A 25,111-nucleotide genomic window follows, 5' to 3' on the forward strand; every position below is an offset into this window, starting at 1 on the left:
CCGGGGCGGGCGGGCACCATCGTACGGAGCCACCCGGGCCCGGTGGCTCCCGGGTCGAGAAGGCCGGGGCTCGGACGGCTCCGTTCCAGCCCTACCCGCCGAGGAAGCCGACGATGCCGTCCGCGATGCCCTGCGCCGCCTTCTGCCGCCAGTCCTGGCTCATCAGCAGCGCCGCGTCCTTGGCGTCACGCATGTTGCCGCATTCGATGAACACCTTGGGCCGCTTTGACAGGTTGAGGCCGCCGAGGTCGTCGCGGACCACCAGACCGGTGCCGCCGCCGACGTAGTTGGAGGGGCCGAGTCCCGTGGTGCGGGCGAAGTTGCCCGCGATGCGGGTGCCGAGGTCGCGGGAGGGCCCGACGATCGCCGAGGTGTCCGCCGCGCCGCCGCTGACCCGGGCCGGCAGGATCACGTGGAAGCCGCGGCTGCCGGCCGAGACGCCGTCCGCGTGGATGGAGACCACGGCGTCGGCCGCCGCCTCGTTGCCGATCCGCGCCCGCTCGTCGATGCAGGGGCCGAAGGGCCGGTCCGCGGTGTGGGTGAGGACGACCGTGGCGCCCTGCTGCTCCAGCACCTCCCGCAGCCGCTTGGCCACGTCGAGCGTGAACTCGGCCTCCTTGTAGCCGGAGTTCGTGGTGGTGCCGGTGGTGTCGCACTCCTTGCGGCCGGTGCCGATGTCGACCTTCTGGTTGATCTCACGGGAGTGCTGGAAGTTGCCGGTGTTGTGCCCGGGGTCCACGACCACCGTCTTGCCGGCGAGCGGTCCGCGCGGGCGGGGGCTGGGGGCCCCGGTCGGCTCGCCGGGAGGCGGGGTGGGATCGCCGGCGTGGGCGTCCTGGGCCGGGGTCTCGACGGAACCGCCGGCCGCCGTGGACGCGGGCGGGGCGCTGTGCGCGTTCGGCTTGGCGTCGTTCGCGTGCGGCTGCTGCCCGGCGAGCGGGGCGGGCGTCCGCGGGGCGCCGCCGTTCCCGGTGAGTACGTTCACCAGCACCCAGCCCGCGAGGCAGGCCGGCGCCAGTGCGGCGGCGGCCACGACCAGGGTGGCGCGGCGTGCGAAGAAGGGGCGGCGGTCCGGGTCGACGGAGGACGCGGACTCCGGGGGCGGGGGGCTGTCGTCGTACGGCACGGGGCGCAGCCTAGTGCGGGGCGGGGCGGGCGCCCCCGGTCGTGCCGGGGGACGCGCCGCCAATAAGTCCGATTGTGTGACTTCTGGTGTGGTTCAGGGTGATTCGGGGTCGCCCGGGGCGGTTCGGGTCAGATCCCCTGGCCGGTGCGGCGCAGGACGCGGAGGGAGTCCGTCACGGACACCTCGGTGAAGGCGCCGGACTCCAGGGCCCGCAGGTAGATCCGGTAGGGCGCCTGGCCGCCGTCCGCCGGGTCCGGGAACACGTCGTGGATGACGAGGGTGCCGCCCTCGGCGACGTGCGGGGCCCAGCCCTCGTAGTCGCCGGTCGCGTGCTCGTCGGTGTGCCCGCCGTCGATGAAGACGAAGCCGAGCGGAGTGCCCCAGACCTTGGCGATCTGCGGGGACCGGCCCACGAGCGCGACCACGTGGTCCTCCAGGCCCGCCTTGTGCAGGGTGCGGCGGAAGGTCGGCAGCGTGTCCATGACCCCCAGCTCCGGGTCCACGACGGTCGGGTCGTGGTACTCCCAGCCCGGCTGCTGCTCCTCGCTGCCGCGGTGGTGGTCGACGGTGAGCGCGGTCAGGCCGTGCTCCCGGGCCACGTCGGCCAGCAGGATGGTCGAGCGCCCGCAGTACGTGCCGACCTCAAGGAGCGGGAGGCCCAGCCCTGCGGCGTGCGCGGCGGCCTCGTACAGGGCGAGGCCCTCCCCGGCCGGCATGAAGCCCTTGGCCGCCTCGAAGGCGGCGAGGATCTCGGGCTTGGGGGCCGTGGCCATGGTGCCTCCTGGCGGCGGGGTCGGGGTCCGGCGGTGCGGGTCCGGCTCTCGATGGGACCGCCGGTCGGCGGTCGTGGCGCCCCATGCTGCCCTACCGCCCGGTAGGGGAGGTAGGGAGGGGTCCGGGTCGGGCTGGGGCGGGGCCGGCCCGGGGCTGCGGGGCCGGTTGCCGCGGGGCCGCGGGGCGGGCTGCGGGCCGGGCCCCGCCGGTGTGTACTGGCGGCATGGCTTCCACGGGTTCCAGGGCCCCCACGGGCACCACGCGCTTCACCGGCTTCCCCCCGGAGGCGTTCGCCTTCTACGAAGGGCTGGCCGCCGACAACTCCAAGGAGTTCTGGTCGGCGCACAAGGAGACATACGAGACGGCCGTCCGCGAGCCGATGCTCGCGCTCGCCGCCGAGCTCGAAGCGGAGTTCGGCCCGGCGAAGGTCTTCCGCCCGTACCGCGACGTCCGCTTCTCCCACGACAAGTCCCCGTACAAGACCCAGCAGGGCGCCCACACCTCCCAGGGCTTCTACGTCGCCGTCGACGCCGACGGCCTGCTCGTCGCCGCCGGACTGCACAGCCCGACCGGCGAGCAGCTCACGCGCTACCGCGCCGCCGTGGACGCCGACGCGCCGGGCAAGGAGCTGGAGGCCGTCCTCGCGAAGCTGTCGAAGGCCGGGTTCGAGCTGGCGGGCGACCGGCTCAAGACCCGGCCGCGCGGCGTCGCCGCCGACCACCCCCGCCTCGACCTCCTCCGCTACCGCAGCCTCTACGCCCACCGCGGCTGGCCCCCGGACCCCTGGGTCGGGAGCAGGGAAGCCCTCAAGCAGGTGCGCACGTCGTGGCGGGCCCTGCGGCCCTTGACGGAGTGGTGCCGGACGCACGCGGGGGCGGGGGAGTAGGCCCGCCCTCACTCGACGCAGCATCGGCAACGCAGCTCCGGCGGCGCTCGGTTACGGTGCGCGGATGGAGATCGGGGAGTTGATCGGGACGGGGCGGACGGCGGATGTCTTCGCCCTCGGCAAGGACCGGGTGGTACGACGCTACCGCGACGGGGAGGACGCCACCGCCGAAGCGGCCGTGATGACCTACCTGGCCGAGCACGGGTATCCGGTACCGGCGGTGTGGCCGGGCACGACGGCCGGTGAGCTGGTGATGGAGCGGCTGTCGGGGCCGACGATGCGTGAGGCGCTGGTCGCGGGCACGCTCAGCGGCGAGCAGGCGGGCGGGTTGCTGGCCGATCTGCTGCTGCGGCTGCACGCCGTCCCGCCCCGGGTCGGTGCCGACCCCGCCCACCGCATCGTGCACCTGGACCTGCACCCGGAGAACGTCTTCCTCACCCCCGACGGCCCCGTGGTGATCGACTGGGCCACCGCCCAGGAGGGCCCTCCCGGCCTCGATACCGCGATGGCCGCGCTGATCCTCGCGCAGGCGGCGCTCACCATGCCGGCCGCCGCCGAGGTCGCCCGGACCGTCCTCCCGGCCCTGGTGCGCCAACTCGGCGGCACCGACGGCATGCTGCTGCCCGAGGCCCGGGCCCGGCGGGCCGCCAATCCGACCCTCACCCAGGAGGAGACCGCCGCCCTCGACGAGGCGGTCGCGCTGATCCTGGCGGCCGGAGCCGACGCCCGGGAGAGCGTCCTCCGGTAGGAGGCGAGCCGGCCGTCTCTACCGGCGGACGCTCTTGCCGTCGCACTCGAACCACACCGTCTTGCCGGTGGGTCCGGGCTCCGACCCCCACCGGTCGGTGACGGCGTCCACGATCCGCAGCCCCCGGCCGTGCTCGGCCGCCTCGTCGTACGGGACGAGGGGGCGGGCGGGGCGCGGGTCCCCGTCGGAGACCTCGATGCGCAGCCCCTCCGGCCGCCGCAGGATGAGTACGGCGCAGTTCCGGTCCGGCACGTGCCGGACGACGTTGGCGACCAGCTCGGTCAGCGCCAGCTCGGCGGAGTCGGCCAGCTCGGGGAGCTCCCAACGCGTGAGGAACAGGCGCAGGATGCGGCGCATGTGACCGGCCGAGTGCTCACCGACGGTGAAGTCCATGCGGTAGTTGCCGCCGGATTCCGTCGGTGGGGCATCAGTTGCGTGATTCATGCCACCAGCGTGTGGAGGGGTGGTTACGCTCGGCTACGACCTGAACCGAACGCCACGCGGCGTGAGCTTGGGGGTGACCGCCTCATGGGCAACATCCGCGACCTCGATCCCAGTGCCTCGCCGCTGGACTACTACGGGTCGGAACTGCGGCGGCTGAGAGAGGACGCGGGGCTGAAGCAGGGTCAGTTGGGGTCCATCGTGTTCTGCACGGCGTCGCTGATCGGCCAGATCGAGACCGCGAAGAAGGTGCCTACCCGGGACTTCTCGGAGCGGGTGGATGCCGCCTTGGGGACGGGTGGGTTCTTCTCGCGGCTGGTGGCGCTCGTCTTGCGGAGCGAGCTGCCGACCTGGTTCCAACCGTTTGCGGCGATGGAAGCGAAGGCGTCGTACATCTCCACGTTCCAGTCGCAGGTGGTCTACGGGCTTTTGCAGACCGAGGACTACGCCCGAGCCCTTCTGCGTGTCGATTACGCCGACCGAGCGGACGAGCAGTTGGCGGCACGGCTGGAACGGCAGCGGATCCTGTTGCGCGAACACCCCCCGGTGCTCTGGGTGGTCCTGGATGAGGCTCTGCTGCACAGGCGAGTCGGAAGCCGCGAAATCATGCGAAACCAACTGAAGCACCTGTTGGGTTACGCGGAGCAACCATGGGTGGAGGTCCAGATCCTGCCGCTGACGGTCGGCGAGCACACGGGGATGATGGGATCGTTCACACTCCTGCGCTTCGAGGACGACCCGGATCTCTTCTATGCGGAGCGGTATGACTCGGGTCAGATGACCGCCAATCCGCAAGTGATCAGGGAGCGTTCGGTCGGATACGCTCGTTTGCAAGCCACGGCCCTGTCTCCCGAGGACTCGGCGGCGCTGATCGCTCGCGTGATGGAGGAACGTTATGGGGACCAGCCTTCAGCTGACGGACGTGCAGTGGCGTAAGTCGTCCTACAGCGGTACCAGCGGCGGTGAATGCGTCGAGTGCGCCCCCCTCGGCGCCGCCGCTTGGCGTAAGTCGTCCTACAGCGGCACGACCGGCGGCGAATGCGTAGAGGTCGCCGCGCACAGCGAACTGGTCGCCATCCGCGACTCCAAGAACCCCGAAGGCCCCGCCTTCACCGTGGGAACCACCGCGTTCGCCGCCTTCGTCTCCAGCCTCTGACGGAGGCTGGGGGTAAAACGGGGGCATGCGACCGATAACAGGGCCCGGCCCGGCGGTAGTTGGTGCCTACCGACTGCTCGCCGAGCTGGGGCAAGGGGGGATGGGGCGGGTCCTGCTCGGCGCCGCCCCCGACGGCCGGCTGGTGGCCGTGAAGCAGATCCACGCCGAGTACGCCGACGAGGACGGCTTCCGGGCCCGGTTCCGGCGGGAGGTGGACGCCTCCCGGAAGGTGTCCGGCGCCTGCACCGCGCCCGTCGTGGACGCCGATCCGGACGCCGAGACCCCCTGGCTGGCCTCGGTGTTCGTGCCCGGGCCCCCGCTGAGCGACGCCCTGGACGCCTGCGGCGGGACCCTGCCCGAGGACGCCGTACGGCGACTCGCCGCCGGGCTGGCCACCGCGCTCGCCGACATCCACCGCGCCGGCCTGGTGCACCGGGACCTCAAGCCCTCCAACGTGCTGCTCGCGGAGGACGGCGTACGCGTCATCGACTTCGGCATCGCGCGCGCCGTGGAGGGCGCCACCCGGATCACGCACACCGGGTCGCTGATCGGCTCGCCGTCGTTCATGGCTCCCGAGCAGGCCCTGGGGCAACAGGTCACGCCGGCCGCCGACGTGTTCGCCTTCGGCTCCACGCTGGTCGCGGCCGCGACCGGGCGGCCGCCGTTCGCCGCCGAGTCCGTACCCCGCCTGCTGCACGAGATCGTGCACGCGGAGCCCGACCTGACCGGCGTACCGGCCGGGCTGCGCGCCGTCGTCGAGCCCTGCCTCGCGAAGGACCCGGCCGCGCGGCCCACCCCTGAGCAGCTGCTCGCCCTGATCGGGCCGGTCGCGCCGACGGCCCGGCCCTGGCCGGGGGCCGTGATGAGGCTGATCTTCGCCCAGCGGAACGACGTGGAGGAGGCGGCCACCTCCGTGCCGTTCGCCGTGGCCCCTCCCGTGCCCCGGCCCAAGCGGATGTGGCCGCGGGTGGTGGTGACGACCGCCGCGCTGGCCGCCGTGTACTTCGCGACCACCGGCCGGCCGGCCGTGGTGTGGCTGTACTACCTGGCCTTCCCCGACGGCAAGCCGCTGTCGCGGGTCGAGGACCTGTACAAGGCGCGGGCGAGGACCTGTTACGACATCCGCGACGAGGTCCGGATGCCGTCCGGCTTCGAGGTGGACAACTTCGACGGGGTCATCCTGGACGCGGCGGAGATCGTGCACCCGGGGGAGTGCACGTGGAAGAGGGACAACGGTGACATGATCACCGTCACCTGGCAGGTGCACGCGACCTCCAGGTCCTTCGGAACGGGCGCGGAGAAGGCCGCCCAGGACCATGAGGCGGACCTTCCGGAGGCGGACGACCGGCGCGAGGCCGACCTCGACTTCGCCGACGAGGCCCAGTGGCTCTCCCCGACGACCACCAACAACTACACCTGCCGCCTGTCGCTGCGGGACGTGAACCTGCGGATGACCGTCGGGGTGAGCGGTCCCGCGTACGCCACGACGGACGCCTGCGAGGCGGAGGCCGTGAAGGCGGCCGGGGCCGCCATCAAGATCGTGGAGAAGAAGTGAGAGAGCTCAGGGCGGCCGATCCGGTCGCGGTGGGTCCGTACCGGCTGCTCGCCGAGCTCGGGCGCGGCGGCATGGGGCGGGTGCTGCTGGGGGCCGGGCCGGACGGGCGGCTGGCCGCGGTCAAGCAGGTGCACGCGCGGATCGCGTCGGACGAGGAGTTCCGGGCCCGGTTCCGCCGCGAGGTCGCCGCCTCGCGGCGGGTGTCCGGGGCCTTCACGGCCGCCGTGACCGACGCCGACACCGAGGCGGAGACGCCGTGGCTGGCCTCGGTGTTCGTGACCGGGCCCTCGCTCGGCACCGTGGTCGACCGGACCGGCCCGCTGCCGGAGGAGACCGTACGGCGGATCGCCGCCGGTCTGGCCACCGCCCTGGTGGAGATCCACCGGGCGGGGCTGGTGCACCGGGACCTCAAGCCGGACAACGTGCTGATCGCCGAGGACGGCGTACGTGTCATCGACTTCGGCATCGCCCGGGCCGCCGAGGGCGCCGGGGCCACCGAGCTGACGGAGAGCGGGGTGGTCGTCGGCTCGCCCGCCTTCATGTCTCCGGAGCAGGCCGAGGCCAAGGAACTGACGGCGGCGAGCGACGTCTTCTCGTTCGGCTCGGTGCTCGCCATGGCCGCCACCGGGCGGAGTCCGTTCGCGCGCGAGTCCACGCTCATGACGCTGTACGACCTGGTGCACGCCGAGCCGGACCTGTCGGCCGTGCCGGACGGACTGCGGGAGGTGGTCGCGGCCTGCCTGGCCAAGGACCCGGCCGAACGGCCGTACCCTGAGCGGCTGCTGGAGCTCCTCGGACCGGTGGCGCCCGGGGGCGGCGGGCAGTGGCCGGACGCGGTGCGCGGGCTGATCGCCGAGCAGCAGGCGGAGGTCGAGCGGGTGCTGGGGGCGCCGGAGCGGACCGTGCTCGACCTGGCGAGCCGGCCCGTGGCCGGCGGGACCGGGGCGTGGGCGGAGCCCACGGTGGCGACCACCGCGGTCGACGCCGTGGCCGCGGGCGGCGACGATCCCGTGCGGCGCCGGATCCTGCGACTGCTGGTGGCGGCGTCCGTGGTCGTCGTGGCGGGCATGATCGCCGGGCTCGTGTACACCCTGTGGCCCGAGGAGGAGGGACCGAAGGGCGACGTCTACGCCATCGCGCCGACCTGCGAGGAGATGGTGGACGACCTGCCGCTGCCGACGGCGGACCGTCAGGAGAAGCACGACATCGGCAGCAGCGTCGTGAGGTCGGATTACGGCGGCTGTGTGTACGGCGCCACCGAGGACGAGGAACACGCGTACGTGAGCTGGTGGCTGTACGGACCCGGCAAGTCGGCCACCGGACCACAGCCGAGCGCGACGGCCGGGCTCGCCCCGGGAGCGGCGGCCGCGAAGGCGGCGCTGGCGGAGACCGTGAAGAAGGTCGAGGGCACGGCCGGACCCGGACCGGGTGAGGAGTCGTACTGGGGCGCCGCATGGCGGGACACCGGCACGGGCTGCCGGCTGGACCTGCGCGACGGAAACCTGACGGTGACGATCAGACTCAGCGAACCGGAACACCCGGCGGACAGGTGCAAGCGAGAGGCGGAGAAGATCGCGGACGCGGTGCTGTTCGCGATGCCGCACTGACCGCCGACAGGGGCAGGGCCGGCATCCCCCGGGCCGGCGGGCGGGATCGTCGCCAACGGGGAGACCATGGCCCGGCACCGCCTGGAACTGCCGTTCGGCTGCGTGTCGAGCCCCGCCGCCTGACCTTGGTCCGACCGGCTGGACGTACCGGTGGTTCGTGCCTGGGTGCTCCGTGCGGCCGCGGCGTCGAGGTTATGAAGGGAATCGAACGGAATCGGATGAAAGTTCTCCATCCGGTCATTCCCACACATCAACCTCAGGAGTCGCATAATGCGCCCCATCAGAGCGGCCTGCCTCGGCACGGCCACGCTGGCCACCCTCCTCGCCTGCACCTCCGTCGCGACCGCCGTGACGGACCCCGGTTCCGCCCAGGGCGGCGGCGGGGAGAGAGGCCGGACCATCACACTCACGGCCGAGGTGGCGCAGGTGACCCGCTTCCCCGTCAGCTCCACCCCCGGCGTCATCTCGCAGGGCGATACGGTCGTCGTCCGCTCGGACCTCTTCGACGAGGCGCACAACAAGGTCGGCGAGACCCACGGCAGCTGCGCCACCACCCGGGGCGGCGCCGATGAAGCGGAGCAGTGCCTCGTGACCTACGTCCTCCCGGACGGCCAGATCACCACGCAGGGGGTGTACTTCAACTACATCGACCAGGGTCCCTTCGACAGCGCGATCACCGGCGGCGCCGGGGACTACGAGAAGGCGCGCGGCTCGGTCCACTCCGACACGATCGCCACGACCCCCAAGGTCGTGAGGCGCTTCACGATCACCCTCTACTGACGGACCCCGACGCCTGCCTGACCCCGGAATCGGCATGAGCGGCATCTCGGGGAGGTGGCCGGATGGCGGCATCCCCTGGGCCGGTCTGAGGGATCTGGACGTATCTGGGGTTGTCCGCCGACCGAGGGTTTCCGGGCCGGGGCACCCTGTCAAGGGCGCTCCTTCGTCGCGTCGCCTGCGGCGATTCCACTTCGTTCCACCCTTGACAGGGCACCCCGGCCCGGAAGGCAAAGCCCTCGGCGGACACCCCCAGGAAAGACGCCCAGGGGGACTTCCCAGGTCAGTCGGTACCGGGTGCGTGACGCGGCAGCGAGGCCCGGCCCCCGCCCCGAGGGGCGGACGCGTCAGCGTCCGTAGGCCCCCCGCCCGTCTCAGCGACTTCCGGGCCGCCGGTGCCCCTTCATAAGCCGCCCCAAATCGCTACGCGCTCCTGCCTCACGGCGGCGAACGGCCGTCTGGGGCCGGACATAGGCCGCCAGCGATCGCATGTGCTTCTCCCGCCACGCGACGACCGGCCGGGTCCTGTCGGTGGGACGAGACCCGTCCACGGCGGCCGCGTGCTGCTCTCGCTCGGCGGCCGGCCGTCTCCTCCCGCCAGTTGCGGGAAATGGACACTGGATCCGGGTCATCCCCGACGCCCGTCCCTTCTCACGTCCCTTCCCGGCCCAAAACGGCCGTTCGCCGCCGTGAGGCAGGAGCGCGTAGCGATCGTGGGCGGCTTATGAAGGGGCACGGGCGGCCCGGAGGCCGCTATGCCGAGTGGTGGGCCTACGGACGGTGGTGCGTCCGCCCCGTGGGGCGGGGCTGCACCCCGACACCGGGATGCGCACCCGGTACCGGAATGCATGAGGTGTCCCCTGGGCGTCTTTTCTGGGGTTGTCCGCCGAGGTCTTTGCCTTCCGGGCCGGGGTGCCCTGTCAAGGGTGGAACGAAGTGGAATCGCCGCAGGCGACGCGGAGCGCAGCGGAGCGCCCTTGACAGGGTGCCCCGGCCCGGAAACCCTCGGTCGGCGGACGGCCCCAGACCGGCGCCCTCCCTGAGGCGGGCCCAGGTGATGCTGCCTTCCGGCGACCTCCCTGCCCTTGCCCGCGTGGTGCCGCCTTCCGGTCACCTCCCTGCCCTTGCCCGCGTGGTGCCGCCTTCCGGTCACCTCCCTGCCCTTGCCCGCGTGGTGCCGCCTTCCGGCGACCTCCCTGCCCTTGCCCGCGTGGTGCCGCCTTCCGGCGACCTCCCCGCCCCCGCCCGCGTGCTGCCGCCTTCCGGCCACCTCCCCGCCCCCGCCCCCCTGCTGCCGCCTTCCGCCCGCCTTCCCGGCACCCCCGGCCGGAATCACCCCCAACCCCAACCAACCTCGACCACCCCAACCAACCTCGACCCCACCTGACCTTCCGTCAGATTGGAACGTGTTCTACTCTGCCGCGCATGGGCATCGGAATCACGCAAGAGCAGCGGGAGTTGGCCGAGGCCGTGCGCGGCTGGGTGGGGCGGAACGTGCCTCCGGAGGAGGTGCGGAAGCTGCTCGACGCGCCGCCCGGCCCGCGGGACAGACCCGCGTACTGGGACGGGCTCGCCGCCCAGGGCCTGCTCGCCCCGCACCTTGAGGGCGGCACCCTGCTCGACCTGGCCGTCGTGGTGGAGGAGGCTGCGCGCGGGGCGTTGCCCGGGCCCTTCCTGCCGAGCGCGCTGGCCTCCGTACTCCTGGACCGGGCCGGCCACGCCGTACTGGCCGGGGAGCTGGCCGGCGGGACCCGGATCGGGGCCGTGGCGCTGGGCGCCGGGGCCATGACGGCCGTGGCCGTCGAGGGCGGCGGGCACCTGCTCGACGGCACCGCGCCCCCCGTCCTCGGTGCCGGCGAGGCCGACCTCGTGCTGCTGGCCGCCGAGGCGGCCCACGGCACCCTCTGGTTCGCCGTGGACGCGGCCTCCCTCGACGTACGGGTCCACGAGTCGGCCGATCCGACGCGGCCCACCGCCGAGGTGTCCGCCCACGGGGTGGAGGTGCCCGCGGGGCGGCTGCTCGCCGTGGATTCGGCCCTGGTGCGGGACCTGGCCTGCGTGCTGTTCGCGGCCGACGCCTGCGGCACGGCGGCCTGGGCGCTGCACACCGCCACCGAGTACGCCAAGGTGCGCGAGCAGTTCGGGCGCCCCATCGGGCAGTTCCAGGGGATCAAGCACCTGTGCGCGGACCTGCTCGTCCGTGTGGAGCAGGCCCGCGCACTGGCCTGGGACGCGGCGTCCGCGGCCGGCGAGGCGGAGCCGGTGCGCGGCCTGGTGGCCGCCCTGGCCGCCGGGACCGCGCTCGACGCCGCGTACTCGTGTGCCAAGGACTGCATCCAGGTGCTCGGCGGCATCGGTTTCACCTGGGAGCACGACGCCCACGTCTTCCTGCGCCGGGCGCTGGTCGCCCGCCAGCTGCTGGGGCCCGGGGACGGGCACCGGACGCGGGCCGTGCGGCTGGCCGCCGCGGGCGCGCGCCGGGAGCTGCGGCTGGAGCTGCCGGCCGAGGCGGAGGCGTACCGGGCGGCGGCGCGCGAGGTGGTGGCGGACGTGCGCGGGCTCGACCCGGCCGCCGTACGCCGGGTCCTCGCGCCCACCGGGTACGCGGCCCCGTACCTGCCCGCCCCCCACGGGCTGGGTGCCGGGCCGGTCCAGCAGCTCGCCGTGCAGCAGGAGATGCGGGAGGCGGGGGTGCGCGTGAGCGACCTCGGGATCGCCACCTGGGTCGTGCCCTCCCTGATCGCGTACGGGACGCCCGAGCAGCAGAAGCGGTTCCTGCTGCCGACGCTCCGCGGCGAGCTGTCCTGGTGCCAGCTCTTCTCGGAGCCGGGCGCCGGCTCCGACCTCGCCTCGCTGCGCACCCGGGCCGAGCGGGTCGAGGAGGGCTGGAAGGTCAACGGGCAGAAGGTGTGGACCAGCTCCGCGCACACCGCCGACTACGGCATCCTGCTCGCCCGCACCAACCCGGACGCGCCCAAGCACAAGGGGCTGAGCTACTTCGTCGTCGACATGAAGGACACCGTCGGCATCGACATCAGGCCCCTGAAGGAGATCACCGGCGAGGCCCTCTTCAACGAGGTGTACTTCGACGACGTGCTGCTCCCGGCCGACGCGGTGGTCGGCCGGGTGGACGACGGGTGGCGGGTCGCCCGCAACACCCTCGGCAACGAACGCGTCCACATGGCCGACCAGATGACCTTCGACGTCGGCCTGGAAGCGCTGATCTCGCGCGCCGGCGAGCTGGACGGCGCGTACCGGGCCCGGATCGGCGCGCTGGCCGCCGAGGCGCACGCCCTGGCCTGCATCGGGCTGCGCACCACCCTCCAGCAGGTGTCCGGCCTGGAGCCGGGCGCGGGTGCCTCCGTCCGCAAGCTCGTCCAGACGCCCCACCAGCAGCGGACCGCCGAGCTGGCGCTGGAGCTGCTGGGGCCGGCCGGCGCGGTGTGCGAGGGGGCGGGGGAGCGGGCGGTGCACGGGATGCTCATGTCCCGCTGCCTGACCATCGCCGGGGGCACCACCCAGGTCCAGCTGAACGTCGTCGCCGAGCGGATCCTCGGCCTCCCCAGGGACTAAGGGACTAAGGGACTAAGGGACTAGGAGTCACGTAAATGAAGGCGTACATCGTCGGTGTCGGGATGACGAAGTTCGAGAAGCCCGAGTCGCGGGACTGGCAGTACTGGGACATGGCGAAGGAGGCCGGATCCGCGGCGCTCGCGGACGCGGGGATCGGGTACGACCGGGTGCAGCAGGTGCCGGTCGGGTACTGCTTCCAGGCCTCGACCGCCGGCCAGCGGGCCGCGTACGAGCTGGGGCTGAGCGGGGTCCCGGTCTACAACGTGAACAACAACTGCGCGACCGGCTCGACGGCGCTGATGATGGCCCGGCAGTTCGTCGAGGGCGGGATCAGTGACTGCGTGCTGGCGCTCGGCTTCGAGAAGATGAAGAAGGGCGCGCTCGGGGGCGGGGCCGACGGCGGCGACTTCAAGACCTCGCCCGTGGCCCGGCACTACGGGATCATGGCGGCCGGGCACGGCTTCGAGATGTCCCCGCCCACCGCGCAGATCTTCGGCAACGCGGCGCGCGAGCACATGGACCGGTACGGGACGACCGAGGCGCAGCTCGCGGCCGTCGGCGCGAAGAACCACCGGCACTCGGCGAACAACCCCAACGCCCAGTTCCAGGACGTCTACACGGTCGAGGAGATCCTGGCTGCGAAGGAGATCCACCGGCCGCTGACCAAGCTCCAGTGCTCCCCGACCTCGGACGGGGCCGCGGCGGCGCTGGTCGTCTCGGAGCGGTTCGTGGTCGAACACGGGCTGCACGGCAAGGCGGTGGAGATCGCCGGGCACGCGATGGCCACGGACACGGCCGCCTCGTTCGACTCCGGCTCGTGCATCGACGTGGTCGGCCGGCCGATGTCCGAGGCCGCGGCCCGGCAGGCGTACGAGCGGTCCGGGCTCGGCATCGAGGACGTGGACGTGGTCGAGCTGCACGACTGCTTCTCGGTGAACGAACTGCTCACGTACGAGGCGCTGGGGATGTGCGGGGAGGGCAAGTCCGGGGAGCTGGTCGAGTCGGGCGCGACGACGTACGGCGGCCGGTGGGTGGTGAACCCCTCGGGCGGCCTGATCTCCAAGGGCCACCCGCTGGGCGCGACGGGGCTGGCGCAGGCCGCGGAGCTGGTGTGGCAGCTGCGCGGCGAGGCGGGGCCGCGCCAGGTGGCCGGTGCGCGGGTGGGCCTGGCCCACAACATCGGCCTCGGCGGCGCGGCGGTGGTGACGGTGCTGCGGCGGTCGTAGGGGGCCGATCCCCGCCGGCCCCCTACGGCCCCCTCCTGCCCCTATGCCCCGTCGGCTCCCTGCACCCCGTCGGCTCCGTACGCCCCCTACGCCCCCGCCGGGTCCCCCAGGGCCGGGTCGACGACCGTTTCGCCCGTCGAGGCGCGGCGGATGGCCTCCGCGAGGTCCGGTACCGGGCCGTCGCGGAGGACCAGGCCCGCCGCGCCCGCGGCGAGGGCGCGGCCGGCCAGTCCCGGGTGGGCGGAGGTGGCCAGGACCAGGACCCGGCACTCCGGGACCTCGGCGAGCACCGCCGAGACCGCCGACACCTCGTCCACCAGGGCCACTTCGGGGCGGCACATGATCGCGGCAGCCGCGAGGTCGTCCCCGGCGCGGACCTGGGCCACCACGTCGATGTCCGGTTCCATTCCCAGCAGGACCGCCAGGGCCCGGTCGGCCGGGGCCAGCAGCACGCGCAGCGAGCGTGCGGTACGGAAATTCCGGGGCATTTCGTCCATCCGACCAGCGTAGGGCCGTACCCCCGTCTCCGCTCCCCGAAGCGGGATCTGACGTGCGGTCAGGAGTCTTCACAACTCCTGGGGGGTGCGTTATACATAGGGGCCACCGGCCTAGAACGCGTTCTAGATCTGTCCCGGATCCACGACGGGGGCAGCACGCCAGGCCGGTCCGCAAGCGACCTCGGTGCGGCCGACGGTGCGGACGGCCGCACCGAGGTCTTCCAACAAAGGAGCAAGCAGCCGATGCCGATCGACGCCGCAAAGGCCCTCGCCGCAGACCCCCGCGAGAGTGAGCTCAGCTGGGACCACAAGGACATCCAGCTGTACCACCTCGGGCTCGGCGCGGGCATCCCGGCCAACGACCCCGACGAGCTGCGCTACACCCTGGAGTCCAAGCTCCACGTCCTGCCCAGCTTCGCCACCGTCGCCGGTGCCGGGATGGCCATGCTCGGCGGGCTCGGCGCCCCCGGCATCCAGGTCAACCTGGCCGCCGTCCTGCACGGCGGGCACACCATCACGCTCCACCGGCCGATCCCGGTCAAGGGCGAGGCCCGCTCCAGCTCCAAGGTCGCCGCGGTCTACGACAAGGGCAAGGCCGCCGTCATCGTGCTCCGCTCCGAGGTCGCCGACGCCGACGGCCCGCTGTGGACCAGCGACGCGTCGATCTTCGTGCGCGGGGAGGGCGGCTTCGGCGGCGACCGCGGCCCCTCCGAGCGCCTCGAACTGCCCGCTCGCGAGCCCGAGCGGACCGTGGAGCGCACGATCCGCGAGGAGCAGGCGCTGCTCTACCGCCTCTCCGGCGACTGGAACCCCCTGCACGCGGACCCCGAGTTCGCCAAGATGGCGGGCTTCGACAAGCCGATCCTCCACGGCCTGTGCTCGTACGGCATGACCCTCAAGGCCGTGGTGGACACCCTGCTCGACGGCGACGTCTCCCGCGTCCGCTCGTACCGCACCCGCTTCGCCGGGATCGTCTTCCCCGGCGAGACCCTGCGCATCCGGATGTGGCGGGAGCCCGGCCGGATCCAGGTGGCGGTGACGGCCGTCGACCGGGACGACGCGCCGGTGCTCGCCGACACGGTCGTCGAGCACGCGTAGGCCGCGCGAGCAGAGCACTCGTAGCCGGGCACGCGCAGCCGAGCACGCACCAACAGGCAACAGCCGTACCGCCGTACAGCCCCGCAAGCGCCAGCCAGAAGGAGCCGCACCGTGCGCGCAGCACTGCAGAGCGAGATCGGCCAGGACAAGCTCGAGGTCGTCGAGGACATGGAGGCCGTGGGCTTCGGCCCCGGCAAGGTCCGCATCAAGATCAGGGCCACCGGCCTGTGCCACTCCGACCTCTCCGCGATGAGCGGGGTCCTGCCCCAGCCCGCGCCGTTCATCCCCGGCCACGAGGGCTCCGGGGTGATCACCGACGTCGGCGACGGGGTCACCGGACACCAGGTCGGCGACCGGGTGCTCGTCTGCTGGCTGCCGCCGTGCGGCGTCTGCCCGGCCTGCAAGCGGGGCCAGGGCCACCTGTGCCTGGCCAGCTTCGGCAACGTCGCCACGCCCAACTTCCGCCGCGGCACCGGGGACGTCTTCGGCTTCGCCGGCACCGGCACCTTCGCCGAGGAGATGGTCGTACCGGCCTCCTGCGCCATCCCGATCCCGGACGACCTGCCCTTCGACATCGCCGCCCTGATCGGCTGCGGGGTCACCACGGGCCTCGGCGCCGCGATCAACACCGCCCGGGTGACCGCCGGGTCCTCGGTGGCCGTCGTCGGCTGCGGCGGCGTCGGCATCTCGGTGATCCAGGGCGCCAAGGTCCAGGGCGCCGCGCAGATCGTCGCCGTCGACCCGGTCGAGTCGCGGCGGGAGGCGGCCCTGCGCTTCGGCGCCACCGAGGCCGTCGACCCGGCGGCCTTCGACGACGCCAAGAACCGGATCACCGCCGGCGAGGGCTTCGACTACGTCTTCGAGGTGGTCGGCAAGTCCGCCACCGCCCAGACCGCGTACCAGATGACCCGGCGCGGCGGCACCGTCTGCATCGTCGGCGCGGGCGCCCTGGACGACAACTTCCAGATCAACATGTTCTCGCTGTTCTTCGACGAGAAGCGGATCCTGCCCTCCATGTACGGCGGCGGGGACGTGCTGCGCTCCTACGAGCGGACCATCGCGCTCTGGCGGGCCGGGCGCGTGGACCTGGAGAGCCTGATCACCCACCGGGTGCAGCTGCCCGAGATCAACGACGCCCTCGACCAGATGCGCACGGGCGTGGCGCTGCGCACCTGCATCGAACTCTGAAGGGGACCTTGATGTCACTGCCACTTGAGGGCCTGTCCGCGATCGTCACGGGCGCCGGCCGCGGGCTCGGGCGGGCCGAGGCGATCGAACTCGCCCGGCTCGGCGCGAGCGTGGTCGTCAACGACTTCGGCCAGCCCGGCCGCGACGGCTCGGGCGAGGCCTCGGCCGCCCCCGCCGAGGAGGTCGTCGCCGAGATCCGGGCCGCGGGCGGGCAGGCCGTGGCGCACCTCGGGGACGTGGCCGACTTCGAGCAGGCGCGCGAGCTGGTCGCGCTGGCGGTCGACACCTTCGGGAAGCTCGACGTCCTGGTCAACAACGCGGGCATCCTGCGCGACCGGATGATCTTCTCGATGTCGGAGGAGGAGTGGGACTCGGTGATCCGGGTCCACCTCAAGGGGCACTTCAACACCACGCACTTCGCGGCGGCCCACTGGCGGGAGCGCTCCAAGGCGGCCGGCGGGCCGGTCTACGGGCGCATCGTCAACACCTCCTCGGAGGCCTTCCTGGGCGGCTCCGCGGGCCAGCCCAACTACGCGGCGGCCAAGGGCGGCATCGTCGGCCTGACCACGTCCACCGCCCTGGCGCTGGCGAAGTACGGGGTCACGGCGAACGCCATCTGCCCCCGCGCCCGCACCCGCATGACGGAGGACGTCTTCGCCGGCTTCGAGGTGCCGGAGGAGGGCAGGCTGGACCCGCTGGCGCCCGAACACGTGGCGCCGCTGGTGGGCTACCTGGCCTCACCCGCCTCCGCCCGCGCCAACGGCCAGCTGTTCGTGGTCCACGGCGGCATCGTGGTGGTCATGGAGCGCCCGAAGGTGGCGGCGAAGTTCGACACCTCCAAGGAGTCCTTCTCCTTCGAGGAGCTGGACGAGCTGCTCACCCCGCACTACGCGGCCCGCCCGGCCAACGAGACCTTCGCGGCACCGGAGGTCCTGGGCCTGAAGAAGGCGTAACCGCGGCGCGGGGGCCGGTGCGCCCACCGCACGGCAGAGGGCCCGGGAGCGCTGCTCCCGGGCCCTCTCGTGCGTGCCTGCGGCCCTGCGGCCTCGTTACGCGGCCTGCTCCTCCACGGGAGACAGGCGGCGGTGGCGGCCGCGGGTCGGTGCCGCCGAGTCCTCGCACGCGGCGGCGCCGCCGCGGTGACGTCCGTGCCCCTCGGCCCCCGCCGGACGCGCCTCGATGGTGTTGGTCATCGCTTCAGACATCTGGGAAGTCACTCCGTATCGCTCTCAACCGTCCGGCCGTGCCCCCCTGACGCGGCCATCCACCACGAATCTAATCAGATGGCAGTGACAGCCGGAGGCCTCGGATCGCCGTCCGAACGGAAGTCGAGCGGTTCTCAACGCCCGGTGAGCGGCGCCTGTTGCAGCGGTACCGGCCGGGGCGCGGCCGGCGGTGCCGGGAGCGGGGACGGCTGGGCCGGCACCGAGGTCGGCATCACCCTTATCTGCGGCGCGGGCTGGGGCATCGTCGCCGTCAGCACCCCGCACGGTTCGTCCCCCGTCGCGTACGGCAGCCTCAGCAGCCCGTCCCGCGTCCACAGCCCCGCGCCGCCGAGCCACCCCACCGGCCCCCGCAGCTCGAACAGCCGCTTCTCCGACGGCCGCCACAGCCCCAGCCCGGCGTCCCCGCCGCGCCCCGCGTCCCCGGCCGCCCCCGCGTCCCCGCCCAGCCGCAACGCGACCGCGCAGCTCTCCGGCATCAGCGCCTGCCCCGGCTGCACCGCGAACGGCACCGCCGAACTCCCCGCCGCCCGCAGGCACTCCGGGAACCGCACCGGCCGCGCGCTCCCCAGCACGCCCCACCCCAGCCGCGGTTCCCCCGGCGCGTCGGAACGGATCAGCAGCAGTCCGCTGTCCGGATCCGCCAGCAGCAGCCGGTCGTCGCTCCGCTCCGCGATCTGGAGCAGCGGCGACACCTCGCCCGCCCTGCCCAGGTCCACGGAGACCGCCTTGACCCGCCCCCCGGTCTCCCGGTCCAGGGCCAGCATCCGCCCCGCGCGGTCCAGCCACACGCCCCCCGAGCACGATCCGGCGAGCTCCGCCACCCGCTCGGGTGCCGACGTACCCCCCGCCACCCGCCAGACCGTGCTCGTACCCCCGCCCGCCACCAGCGCGTACGCGCTCCGCCCGTCCGGGGCCGGCGGCAGCAGCGTCACCCGCTGCTCCTCCCGCGCCTCGATCCCGCCGAGCGCCAGTTCCCCCGTACGCGGCCCCGCGCTCCCCCCGGAACCCGTCGGGTAGAGCAGCGCGAACGCGTGCCGCTCGGCGACCCTGCGGTGGATCAGCACCCTCCCGTCGGTCAGCGGCAGCACCTCGCTGTCCGCCTCCTCGGGCTGCTCCAGCGGCAGCGGAACCGCGTACGGCTCCGGCCCGTCCAGCGTCCAGCGCTCGGGGAACCGGGCCTCTCCCTCACCCGCCAGCCGCGCGGCGTACGAGCCGTCGGCGGCGATCGTGAACGCGGGCCCGGCAGTCTCGGTGGCACAGACTGTCATCGGAACGTCACCTCCAGCGAGGAAGCTAGTTTTCGCACTTCCAGCCGAACAACACGACCACACCCGCTTCACACATAAGGGTGGCCGGCGCACGATTCGCCTGAGGAGGACGGGGCGAATGTGCTGCGAGGGCATGCCGCGTGGCCCGAAGGGACCCCCCGTCCCGGCCGTGGGCACCCGGCGGCGGCGGCCCGCGGGGTGCCCCGCCCTCTCCCGCACGGCCCGGGCCAGGGCCGGAGCCGTACGGGCCAGGCCAGGCCCGGGCCGTACGGACGGTAGCCTTGGCTCGTGCCCCGTCTGTCTGAAGTCATCGCCGCGCTCGACGCCCTCTGGCCCCCCGCGCGGGCCGAACAGTGGGACGCGGTCGGAACCGTCTGCGGCGACCCCGACGCGGAGGTCACGCGCGTGCTCTTCGCCGTGGACCCCGTCCAGGAGATCGCCGACGAGGCCGTGGAACTCGGCGCCGACCTGGTCGTCACCCACCACCCGCTGTACCTGCGCGGGACCACGACGGTCTCCGCGGGCACCTTCAAGGGCAAGGTCGTGCACACGCTGATCAAGCACGACATCGCCCTGCACGTGGCCCACACCAACGCCGACACCGCCGACCCGGGCGTCTCCGACGCCCTCGCCGGCGCCCTCGACCTGCGGGTCACCAGTCCCCTCGTACCCGACCCCACCGACCCCGCCGGGCGTCGCGGCCTGGGCCGGATCTGCGAGCTCGACCACCCCCAGACGCTCGCCGAATTCGCCGGGCGGGTCGCCGCCCGGCTGCCCGCCACCGCGCAGGGCGTGCGGGTCGCCGGAGACGCGGACGCGGTGATCCGTACCGTCGCGGTCAGCGGCGGCTCGGGCGACAGCCTCTTCGAGCAGGTACGGGCGGCGGGTGTCGACGCGTTCGTCACCGCCGACCTGCGCCACCACCCGGTGTCGGAGGCCCGCGAGACCAGTCCCCTCGCCCTCCTCGACGCCGCCCACTGGGCCACCGAGTGGCCCTGGTGCGAGCAGGCCGCCGCCCAGCTCGACGCGATTTCCGACCGGCACGGCTGGGGCCTGCGCACCCACGTCTCGCACACGGTCACCGACCCCTGGACCGCCCACGCGGCGTCCACCGTTCCCACCACCACCACTGGAGCCCCCAACTGAACGCCGAGCCCGCCGACCAGATCCGACTCCTCGACGTCCAGGCCCTGGACGTACGGCTGTCGCAGCTCGCGCACAAGCGCAAGTCGCTGCCCGAGCACGCCGAGCTCGACTCCCTGAACAAGGACCTCACGCAGCTGCGCGACCTGCTCGTCGCCGCGCAGACCGAGGAGAGCGACACCGCCCGCGAGCAGACCAAGGCGGAGCAGGACGTGGACCAGGTGCGCCAGCGCGCCGTCCGCGACCAGCAGCGCCTGGACTCCGGCGCGGTCACCTCCCCGAAGGACCTGGAGAACCTCCAGCGCGAGATCGCCTCGCTGGCCAAGCGCCAGGGCGACCTGGAGGACGTGGTCCTGGAGGTCATGGAGCGCCGCGAGTCCGCGCAGGAGCGCGTCGCCGAGCTGACCGAGCGCGTGTCCTCCGTGCAGGCGAAGACCGACGACGCCACCGCGCGCCGCGACGCCGCGACCGCCGAGCTCGACGCCGAGGCGGCGGCCGCCGCCAAGGACCGCGAGGTCGTGGTCGGTTCCGTGCCGGCCGACCTGATCGCGCTGTACGAGAAGATCCGCGCCAAGCAGGCGGGCGTCGGTGCGGCCAAGCTGTACCAGCGCCGCTGCATGGGCTGCCAGATCGAGCTGGACATCGCCGAGGTCAACGAGGTCAAGGCCGCGCCCCGGAACCAGGTCGTGCGCCACGAGAACTGTGGCCGGATCCTGGTCCGTACGGCCGACTCGGGCATCTGATGCGCCGCCTCGTCGTCGAGGCCGACGGGGGCTCCCGGGGCAACCCGGGGCCCGCGGGCTACGGCGCCGTCGTCATCGACCCGGTCAGCGGCGAGACGCTCGCGGAGCGGGCCGAGTACATCGGCGTCGCCACCAACAACGTGGCCGAGTACAAGGGCCTGATCGCCGGCCTCACGGCCGTGCGGGACCTGGCGCCGGACGCGTCCGTGACCGTGCGGATGGACTCCAAGCTCGTCGTCGAGCAGATGTCCGGCCGCTGGAAGATCAAGCACCCGGACATGAAGCCGCTGGCCGCCGAGGCCGCGCGGATCCTGCCGGGGGCCCAGGTCGCGTACGAGTGGATCCCGCGCGAGCGGAACAAGCACGCCGACCGGCTGGCGAACGAGGCGATGGACGCCGGCAAGCGCGGTGAGCAGTGGTCGCCGTCCGCTTCCTCGGCGGCCCTGGACCGGGGCGCGGCCCGTGCGCTGGCCGTTCCCCCGCCGTCCGGCCCGCCCGGCGACGCGGCGGCGGGTGCCGCGGCGGCGCGCGCGGCGCTGGCCGGGGCCGCGTCCGCGGGTACGGGCTCGGGCTCGGGCTCGGGTGTACGGGACCGGGACGCGGTACGGGACCGGGACGCGGCCCGTGTGGCCGCCGGGACCCCCGCGGCGCTGGACACCACCGCCGTGGTGGAGGCCTCCCACGAGGCGAAGCCGGCCCCGACCGCCGGCTGGGGCGCCCCGGACCTGGGGACGCCGGCGACCTTCGTGCTGCTGCGGCACGGCGAGACGGCCCTGACCCCGCAGAAGCGGTTCTCCGGCAGTGGCGGCACCGATCCGGAGCTGTCACCGGCCGGGCTGCGGCAGGCCGAGGCGGTGGCCGCGGCCCTCGCCGCGCGGGGCACGATTCAAGCCATCATCAGTTCGCCGCTGAAGCGCTGCCGGCAGACCGCGCAGGCGGTCGCCGACCGCCTCGGACTCGACGTCCTGGTCGACGAGGGGCTGCGCGAGACGGACTTCGGCGCCTGGGAGGGGCTGACCTTCGCCGAGGTGAAGGAGCGTCACCCGGAGGACCTGGAGGCGTGGCTCGCCTCGCCGAAGGCCGCCCCGACGGGCGGCGGCGAGAGCTTCGCGGCGGTGACCCGGCGCGTCACGGCGGCCCGTGACCGGCTGCTGAGCCGTCACCAGGGCCGTACGGTGCTGCTGGTGACCCATGTCACGCCGGTCAAGACGCTGGTCCGGCTGGCCCTCGGGGCCCCGCCGGAGGCGCTGTTCCGGATGGAGCTGTCGGCCGCCTCGCTGTCGGCTGTGGCGTACTACGCGGACGGGAACGCGTCCCTCCGCCTGCTGAACGACACCTCACACCTGCGTTGACGGAGTCCGGCCACGGGCTGAACGGGAGTCCGTGGCCGGAATTCGCCCTTACTGGGTGATCCAAAACCTGTGCACCATGCCGGGGCTCTTCACATACTCTTCACGCGAAGGATCCGTATGTCCAAGCTCCGGCTGATTGCCGTCCCCGTCCTCGCCGCCGCGATGGGCCTGGCCTCCGCGGCCACCGCGAACGCCGCCACCGCGACGATCACCAAGGCGGAGTACGACAAGATCAAGCTCGGCGTCTCCACCGCCACGATGCACTCGGTCGCGGGCCGCGGCGCGTGCAAGCTGCTGAGCAGCTCCACCGTGGGCGGCATGACCCTGAAGTCGTACGAGTGCAAGGGCAACAAGGCCTACAGCTCCGCGAACTTCAGCTTCACCAACAACAAGCTGGACCTCCGCATGCAGGTCCTGCTGGACGGCGGCACGTCCAACGGCCGCATGACCAAGGCGAAGTACACGAAGATCACCATCGGCAAGACGATCACTCAGATGAAGGAGATCGCCGGCACCGGCACCTGCGTCCGCACCGGCCAGAGCGAGATGAAGGGCTACCGCACCTCGACCTACGAGTGCGAGCAGGCCAGCACCGGCGGCTCCGCGATCTTCCTCTTCGAGAACGGCAAGCTGGACATGCGCAGCCAGTACGGCCTGCGCTGACCGTCCCCGGTCACGGCACGCCGCCTCCGGCAACCCCCGGGGGCGGCGTCGGGTGCGAGTGGGGGTGAGCGCGGTGAGCGGGCCGAACGGCAGGAAGCCGGCACCCTCCCTGGGAAGGTGCCGGCAGACGAGTCGGCCTGTACGCCGGGTTCTGTCGCCCGGAGACCTCGCGGTCGCCGGGGAGACGGCCATCCATCTAGGGCCGGTGTTGCCACCGGCCTCGTGCGGTCTACCCGCGGACTCGGGCGGGCAGCCCTCGATCGTCCGCGCAGGGCCGGATTCCTCCGGCCCCTCTTGACCTTGCTCCGGGTGGGGTTTACCTAGCCGCCTGGGTCACCCCAGGCGCTGGTGGTCTCTTACACCACCGTTTCACCCTTACCGGAGGCCGAAGCCCCCGGCGGTCTGTTTTCTGTGGCACTGTCCCGCGGGTCACCCCGGGTGGGCGTTACCCACCACCCTGCCCTGTGGAGCCCGGACGTTCCTCGGCGGTCCCCTCGCGGGTCCCGACGCGGCCGCCCGGCCGGCTCGTCTGCCGTGCCGACCATGCTACCCGGCACCGCGGCGTGGCTTGACCTTGCCGCAGCGGCAACGTTTCTACTGGGCGCATGCGGATCGGAGAGATCGCCGCACTCGTCGGGGTCACCACCCGGGCGGTCCGGCACTACCACCACGTCGGGCTGCTGCCCGAGCCCCGGCGGCTGGCCAACGGCTACCGCGCCTACACCGTGCGGGACGCGGTCCTGCTGGCGCGCATCCGGCGGCTGACCGAGCTGGGCCTGAGCCTGGACGAGGTGCGGGACGTGCTCGCCGACGACGCCGGGCGCGAGCTGGCCGACGTACTGGAGGAGCTGGACGCCGACCTGGCCCGCCAGGAGGCCGCGCTGCGGGAACGCCGGGAGCGGCTGGCCGCGCTGCGGGAGGCGGGCGGCGACGCCGAGGCGGTCCCGCCCGCGCTGGCCGCCCTGCTGGCCAGGGCGCCGGCCACCGCTTCCCCGACGGCCGCCAAGGACCGGGAGCACCTGCTGCTGCTGGACACGGTGGGCGGCGGGGGAGCGGAGCTGTACGCCGCGCTCGGCGCACTGGCAGCCGACCCCGCCGTACTCGGGCTGTACGAGCGGCTCGACGAGCTGGCCGACGCGCCCGCGGACGACCCGCGGATCGGACCGCTGGCGGCGGAGCTGATCGCCGCGGTACCGGCGGAGGTGTTCGCCGCGATCCCGGCGGAAGGGCCGGCCGTGCCCGGGTTCAAGGAGGCCCTGCTGGCCGACTTCGAGCCCGCGCAGGCGGAGGTGGTCCGGCTGGTGATGGACGGCATGATCGAGAGGGGACGGGCATGAGGACGCTCAACGCCCTGTGGCTGCGGATACCCGTGTGGCTGCAGAGGCTTCTGGTGCACGAACTGCGGTCCACCCGCTCGCTGTTCCTGTGGGCGGCGCGCCGCCGGCACGGGGTGCGCGAGGGCGACCTCGCCGTCCCGTACACCTCGCCCCAGACGGCGATGACGTACGGCTTCCTCTTCGTCTCCGTCGTCGAGACCGTGGCGCTGGCCCTCCTGATCCCGTGGCCCGCGGTGCACCGGGCACTGCTGGTCCTGGACGTGTACGGGGTGGTGCTCGTCCTCGCGATGCACGCCGCCTGCGTCACCCGCCCCCACCTGGTCCGCCCGGACGGCTCGCTGCGCGTGCGGTACGGCGCGCTCTTCGACCTGGAGGTGCCCGCCGACGCCATCGCCTCGGTACGGGTGGACCGGCGCTACCCGGAGGGGCGGCTGGTGCGGGAGGACGGGGAGGGGGTGCTGGACCTGATCGTGGGCAGCCAGACCACCGTCACCCTCGAACTCACCCGCGCCCTGCCCGTCGTACGCCCCCTCGGCGCCCGCACCGAGGCCCGCACCCTGCGCTTCCACGCCGACGACCCGGCCGCCCTGGTGGCGAGGGTCCGGGCGGGGCTGCCTGCCTGACGGTCCGGGGGTGGGGGGCCTGGGCTGACGGCCGCGGGCTGGGCTGCCGGCCTGACGGCAGCGGGCGGGGGTCCCGGCCTGACGGCCGCGGGCGGGGGTCCCGG

At 73.4% G+C, this 25,111-nt stretch carries 24 protein-coding genes and 1 other RNA gene; 18 read left to right on the top strand and 7 right to left on the bottom strand.

The genetic code is table 11. The features are described 5' to 3' along the window. Positions 1-91: 91 nt before the first annotated feature. Both ACIQUQ_RS06345 and ACIQUQ_RS06350 read right to left on the bottom strand, forming a co-directional pair. Positions 92-1,126: an N-acetylmuramoyl-L-alanine amidase gene (locus ACIQUQ_RS06345; RefSeq protein ID WP_403971955.1), complete on the bottom strand. Its 1,035-nt coding sequence runs from the start codon at positions 1,124-1,126 to the stop codon at positions 92-94. A gap of 128 nt (positions 1,127-1,254) precedes the next feature. Next, positions 1,255-1,899 carry a class I SAM-dependent methyltransferase gene (locus ACIQUQ_RS06350; RefSeq protein ID WP_403971957.1) on the bottom strand — a complete coding sequence of 215 codons (645 nt, stop codon included), beginning with the start codon at positions 1,897-1,899 and terminating at the stop codon, positions 1,255-1,257. A gap of 224 nt (positions 1,900-2,123) precedes the next feature. Between ACIQUQ_RS06350 and ACIQUQ_RS06355 the strand changes: the two genes are divergently transcribed. Continuing rightward, positions 2,124-2,786, top strand: coding sequence for a DUF2461 domain-containing protein (locus ACIQUQ_RS06355; RefSeq protein WP_403971959.1), 663 nt, complete (start codon positions 2,124-2,126; stop codon positions 2,784-2,786). A 64-nt stretch (positions 2,787-2,850) separates the two neighbouring features. Continuing rightward, positions 2,851-3,534, top strand: coding sequence for a phosphotransferase (locus tag ACIQUQ_RS06360; protein ID WP_403971961.1), 684 nt, complete (start codon positions 2,851-2,853; stop codon positions 3,532-3,534). Between the two features lie 18 nt (positions 3,535-3,552). Here ACIQUQ_RS06360 and ACIQUQ_RS06365 read toward each other — a convergent pair whose 3' ends face one another. Continuing rightward, complete coding sequence (locus ACIQUQ_RS06365; protein ID WP_403971963.1) at positions 3,553-3,978, bottom strand: ATP-binding protein; 426 nt, start codon at positions 3,976-3,978, stop codon at positions 3,553-3,555. Between the two features lie 84 nt (positions 3,979-4,062). Here ACIQUQ_RS06365 and ACIQUQ_RS06370 point away from each other — a divergent pair, with 84 nt between their 5' ends. From ACIQUQ_RS06370 to ACIQUQ_RS06400, 7 genes are all read left to right on the top strand, one after another. Further along, on the top strand, positions 4,063-4,911 hold the full coding sequence (locus tag ACIQUQ_RS06370; RefSeq protein ID WP_403971965.1) for a Scr1 family TA system antitoxin-like transcriptional regulator: 849 nt from the start codon (positions 4,063-4,065) through the stop codon (positions 4,909-4,911). Next, positions 4,871-5,131, top strand: coding sequence for a DUF397 domain-containing protein (locus tag ACIQUQ_RS06375; protein WP_403971967.1), 261 nt, complete (start codon positions 4,871-4,873; stop codon positions 5,129-5,131). The genes ACIQUQ_RS06370 and ACIQUQ_RS06375 overlap by 41 nt, the downstream gene beginning before the upstream one ends. Before the next feature lie 25 nt (positions 5,132-5,156). After that, positions 5,157-6,686: a serine/threonine-protein kinase gene (locus ACIQUQ_RS06380; RefSeq protein WP_403971969.1), complete on the top strand. Its 1,530-nt coding sequence runs from the start codon at positions 5,157-5,159 to the stop codon at positions 6,684-6,686. After that, positions 6,683-8,293 (top strand): serine/threonine-protein kinase, encoded by a 1,611-nt coding sequence (locus ACIQUQ_RS06385; RefSeq protein WP_403971971.1) that lies wholly within the window; start codon positions 6,683-6,685, stop codon positions 8,291-8,293. The genes ACIQUQ_RS06380 and ACIQUQ_RS06385 overlap by 4 nt, the downstream gene beginning before the upstream one ends. A gap of 270 nt (positions 8,294-8,563) precedes the next feature. After that, the gene (locus tag ACIQUQ_RS06390; RefSeq protein ID WP_403971973.1) at positions 8,564-9,073 is read left to right on the top strand and encodes a hypothetical protein; all 510 of its coding nucleotides are present in this window, start codon (positions 8,564-8,566) and stop codon (positions 9,071-9,073) included. 1,422 nt (positions 9,074-10,495) lie between these two features. Then, complete coding sequence (locus ACIQUQ_RS06395; protein ID WP_403971975.1) at positions 10,496-12,643, top strand: acyl-CoA dehydrogenase; 2,148 nt, start codon at positions 10,496-10,498, stop codon at positions 12,641-12,643. A 35-nt stretch (positions 12,644-12,678) separates the two neighbouring features. Beyond that, the gene (locus ACIQUQ_RS06400; protein WP_403971977.1) at positions 12,679-13,869 is read left to right on the top strand and encodes a lipid-transfer protein; all 1,191 of its coding nucleotides are present in this window, start codon (positions 12,679-12,681) and stop codon (positions 13,867-13,869) included. 86 nt (positions 13,870-13,955) lie between these two features. Here the strand turns inward: ACIQUQ_RS06400 and ACIQUQ_RS06405 are convergent, their stop codons facing one another. Further along, positions 13,956-14,366, bottom strand: a complete 411-nt coding sequence (locus ACIQUQ_RS06405) for a DNA-binding response regulator (RefSeq protein WP_403971979.1) — start codon at positions 14,364-14,366, stop codon at positions 13,956-13,958. 243 nt (positions 14,367-14,609) lie between these two features. On the opposite strand from ACIQUQ_RS06405, the gene ACIQUQ_RS06410 reads away from it, so the two are divergent. The 3 genes from ACIQUQ_RS06410 to ACIQUQ_RS06420 all read left to right on the top strand — a co-directional run bounded on the left by ACIQUQ_RS06410 (position 14,610) and on the right by ACIQUQ_RS06420 (position 17,605). Continuing rightward, positions 14,610-15,464, top strand: a complete 855-nt coding sequence (locus ACIQUQ_RS06410; protein WP_403971981.1) for a MaoC/PaaZ C-terminal domain-containing protein — start codon at positions 14,610-14,612, stop codon at positions 15,462-15,464. A gap of 111 nt (positions 15,465-15,575) precedes the next feature. Beyond that, positions 15,576-16,652, top strand: coding sequence for a Zn-dependent alcohol dehydrogenase (locus tag ACIQUQ_RS06415; RefSeq protein WP_403971983.1), 1,077 nt, complete (start codon positions 15,576-15,578; stop codon positions 16,650-16,652). Between the two features lie 11 nt (positions 16,653-16,663). After that, positions 16,664-17,605, top strand: coding sequence for a 3-oxoacyl-ACP reductase (locus ACIQUQ_RS06420; protein WP_403660075.1), 942 nt, complete (start codon positions 16,664-16,666; stop codon positions 17,603-17,605). Between the two features lie 96 nt (positions 17,606-17,701). On the opposite strand, the gene ACIQUQ_RS06425 is transcribed toward ACIQUQ_RS06420, so the two are convergent. Together ACIQUQ_RS06425 and ACIQUQ_RS06430 are read right to left on the bottom strand one after the other, a co-directional pair. Next, the gene (locus ACIQUQ_RS06425) at positions 17,702-17,857 is read right to left on the bottom strand and encodes a hypothetical protein (protein ID WP_403971985.1); all 156 of its coding nucleotides are present in this window, start codon (positions 17,855-17,857) and stop codon (positions 17,702-17,704) included. 134 nt (positions 17,858-17,991) lie between these two features. Continuing rightward, positions 17,992-19,146 carry a hypothetical protein gene (locus tag ACIQUQ_RS06430; protein ID WP_403971987.1) on the bottom strand — a complete coding sequence of 385 codons (1,155 nt, stop codon included), beginning with the start codon at positions 19,144-19,146 and terminating at the stop codon, positions 17,992-17,994. Positions 19,147-19,434: 288 nt separating this feature from the next. Between ACIQUQ_RS06430 and ACIQUQ_RS06435 the strand changes: the two genes are divergently transcribed. From ACIQUQ_RS06435 to ACIQUQ_RS06450, 4 genes are all read left to right on the top strand, one after another. Then, positions 19,435-20,292 (top strand): Nif3-like dinuclear metal center hexameric protein, encoded by an 858-nt coding sequence (locus ACIQUQ_RS06435; protein ID WP_403971989.1) that lies wholly within the window; start codon positions 19,435-19,437, stop codon positions 20,290-20,292. Then, positions 20,289-21,032, top strand: a complete 744-nt coding sequence (locus ACIQUQ_RS06440; RefSeq protein ID WP_403972867.1) for a zinc ribbon domain-containing protein — start codon at positions 20,289-20,291, stop codon at positions 21,030-21,032. The genes ACIQUQ_RS06435 and ACIQUQ_RS06440 overlap by 4 nt, the downstream gene beginning before the upstream one ends. Next, a complete protein-coding gene (locus tag ACIQUQ_RS06445) occupies positions 21,032-22,384 on the top strand; it encodes a bifunctional RNase H/acid phosphatase (RefSeq protein WP_403971991.1) in 1,353 nt (450 codons plus the stop codon). Before ACIQUQ_RS06440 ends, ACIQUQ_RS06445 begins: the two co-directional genes overlap by 1 nt. A 117-nt stretch (positions 22,385-22,501) precedes the next feature. Further along, positions 22,502-23,047, top strand: coding sequence for a hypothetical protein (locus ACIQUQ_RS06450; protein ID WP_403971993.1), 546 nt, complete (start codon positions 22,502-22,504; stop codon positions 23,045-23,047). Positions 23,048-23,171: 124 nt separating this feature from the next. Here ACIQUQ_RS06450 and rnpB read toward each other — a convergent pair. Beyond that, an RNA gene (rnpB, locus tag ACIQUQ_RS06455) (RNase P RNA component class A) lies at positions 23,172-23,575 on the bottom strand. A 77-nt stretch (positions 23,576-23,652) separates the two neighbouring features. Between rnpB and ACIQUQ_RS06460 the strand changes: the two genes are divergently transcribed. Next, positions 23,653-24,384, top strand: a complete 732-nt coding sequence (locus ACIQUQ_RS06460) for a MerR family transcriptional regulator (protein WP_403971995.1) — start codon at positions 23,653-23,655, stop codon at positions 24,382-24,384. Next, on the top strand, positions 24,381-25,007 hold the full coding sequence (locus ACIQUQ_RS06465) for a hypothetical protein (protein WP_403971997.1): 627 nt from the start codon (positions 24,381-24,383) through the stop codon (positions 25,005-25,007). Before ACIQUQ_RS06460 ends, ACIQUQ_RS06465 begins: the two co-directional genes overlap by 4 nt. The last annotated feature ends 104 nt before the right edge of the window (positions 25,008-25,111 follow it).

Origin of the sequence: Streptomyces sp. NPDC101118, from assembly GCF_044759445.1 — a bacterium.
In the GTDB taxonomy this organism is placed as follows: domain Bacteria; phylum Actinomycetota; class Actinomycetes; order Streptomycetales; family Streptomycetaceae; genus Streptomyces.